Raw genomic sequence first — 2493 nt, forward strand, 5'->3', positions numbered from 1 at the left:
CGAGGGCGCCAGCATCGCCAACCAGTCGATCCGCGTCAACGTGGATACGCTGGAGCATCTGATGACCATGGTCTCCGAGCTGGTGCTGACCCGCAACCAGCTGTTGGAGATCTCCCGCCGCAACGAGGACACCGAGTTCAAGGTGCCGTTGCAGCGGCTGTCCAACGTCACCGCCGAGCTGCAGGAAGGCGTCATGAAGACGCGCATGCAGCCGATCGGCAATGCCTGGCAGAAGCTGCCCCGCATCGTTCGCGACCTCTCGAGCGAACTCGGCAAGCAGATCGAGCTGGAGATGCACGGCGCCGACACCGAGCTCGACCGCCAGGTGCTCGACCTGATCAAGGACCCGCTCACCCACATGGTGCGCAACTCCGCCGACCATGGCCTGGAGACCCCGGCCGAGCGTCTCGCCGGCGGCAAGGGCGAGCAGGGCACCATTCGCCTGTCCGCCTATCACGAGGGCGGCCACATCATCATCTGCATCGCCGACAACGGCCGTGGCCTGAACACCGACAGGATCAAGGCCAAGGCGATCTCCTCAGGGTTGGTCACCGAGGCCGAGCTCGAGAAGATGAGCGAAGCCCAGATCCACAAGTTCATCTTCGCGCCGGGCTTCTCCACTGCTGCCGCCATCACCTCGGTGTCGGGGCGCGGCGTCGGCATGGACGTGGTGCGCACCAATATCGACCAGATCGGCGGCACCATCGACATCAAGTCGGTCGCCGGCGAAGGCTCCTCCGTCACCATCAAGATCCCGCTGACGCTCGCCATCGTCTCCGCGCTGATCGTGGAAGCCGCCGGCGACCGCTTCGCGATCCCGCAGCTCTCCGTGGTCGAGCTGGTGCGGGCCCGCGCCAACTCGGAGCACCGCATCGAGCGCATCAAGGACACCGCGGTTCTCCGGCTGCGCAACAAGCTGTTGCCGCTGATCCATCTCAAGAAGCTGCTCAAGATCGACGACGGCGCCGTCTCCGATCCCGAGAACGGCTTCATCGTGGTGACGCAGGTCGGCAGCCAGACCTTCGGCATCGTCGTCGACGGCGTGTTCCACACCGAAGAAATCGTGGTCAAGCCGATGTCGACGAAGCTGCGTCACATCGACATGTTCTCGGGCAATACCATTCTGGGCGACGGCGCGGTCATCATGATCATCGACCCCAACGGCATTGCCAAGGCGCTCGGCGCCGCCGGCTCCTCGGCCCATGACATGAACAGCGAGAACGGGGCTCACAGCATCGGAAGTGGCGAGCAGACCACCTCGCTGCTGGTGTTCCGCGCCGGCTCGTCCCAGCCCAAGGCGGTCCCGCTCGGGCTCGTCACCCGCCTCGAAGAACTCCCGGCCGACAAGATCGAGTTCTCGAACGGCCGCTACATGGTGCAGTACCGCGAGCAGCTGATGCCGCTCGTTGCCATGGAGAGCGTCACCATCGCGAGCCAGGGCGCCCAGCCGATCCTGGTGTTCTCCGATGACGGCCGCTCCATGGGCCTCGTCGTCGACGAGATCATCGACATCGTCGAGGAACGGCTCAACATCGAGGTCGGCGGATCCTCCTCCGGCATTCTCGGCTCGGCCGTGATCAAGGGCCAGGCCACCGAAGTGATCGACGTCGGCCACTTCCTGCCGATGGCGTTCTCCGACTGGTTCACCCGCAAGGAGATGAAGCCGTCGCTGCACTCGCAATCGGTGCTGCTGGTCGACGACTCGGCGTTCTTCCGCAACATGCTGGCCCCGGTGCTCAAGGCCGCCGGCTACCGCGTCCGCACCGCGCCGACCGCGCAGGAGGGCCTGGCCGCGCTGCGCGCGCAGACCTTCGACGTGGTCCTGACCGACATCGAGATGCCCGACATGAACGGGTTCGAGTTTGCCGAGACCATCCGCTCCGACAGCAATCTGGGCGCGATGCCGATCATCGGGCTCTCCGCGCTGGTGTCGCCGGCGGCGATCGAGCGCGGCCGTCAGGCCGGCTTCCACGACTATGTCGCCAAGTTCGACCGTCCCGGTCTGATCGCGGCGCTGAAGGAACAGACCGCGGGCGCCGCCGGCGCCTCCGAGCTGAGCCGCGCAGCAGCGTAACCAGCGGGATCAGGAGAAACTAACATGACCAAGAAGACCCAGTCCGGCGAAGGCGCCATGGTCGAATACGTCACCGCGATGATCGGTGGCCAGCTGTTCGGCCTGCCGATCTCCCGCGTCCAGGACGTGTTCATGCCCGAGCGCGTCACCCGCGTGCCGCTGTCCTCGCGCGAGATCGCGGGCGTGCTGAACCTGCGCGGCCGCATCGTCACCGTGGTCGACATGCGCGCCCGGCTCGGCCTGCCCAAGCCCGAGGACGGCAAGATCCCGATGGCGGTCGGTGTCGACCTGCGCGGTGAATCCTACGGCCTCCTGATCGACCAGATCGGCGAAGTGCTGCGCCTCGCCGAGGACGGCATGGAAGAAAACCCCGTCAATCTCGACCCCCGCATGGCCAAGCTCGCCGGCGGTGTCCACCG

The 2493-nt window shown here is 66.1% G+C and carries 2 protein-coding genes; both read left to right on the forward strand.

The features are described 5' to 3' along the window. Positions 1–2074: hybrid sensor histidine kinase/response regulator (locus tag FXB41_RS39740; RefSeq protein ID WP_219685639.1), on the forward strand; the 2074-nt coding region annotated here is incomplete at its 5' end. Positions 2075–2098: 24 nt separating this feature from the next. Continuing rightward, positions 2099–2493: chemotaxis protein CheW (locus FXB41_RS39745; RefSeq protein WP_219685640.1), on the forward strand; the 395-nt coding region annotated here is incomplete at its 3' end.

This window comes from Bradyrhizobium canariense (assembly GCF_019402665.1).
In the GTDB taxonomy this organism is placed as follows: Bacteria; Pseudomonadota; Alphaproteobacteria; order Rhizobiales; family Xanthobacteraceae; genus Bradyrhizobium; species Bradyrhizobium canariense.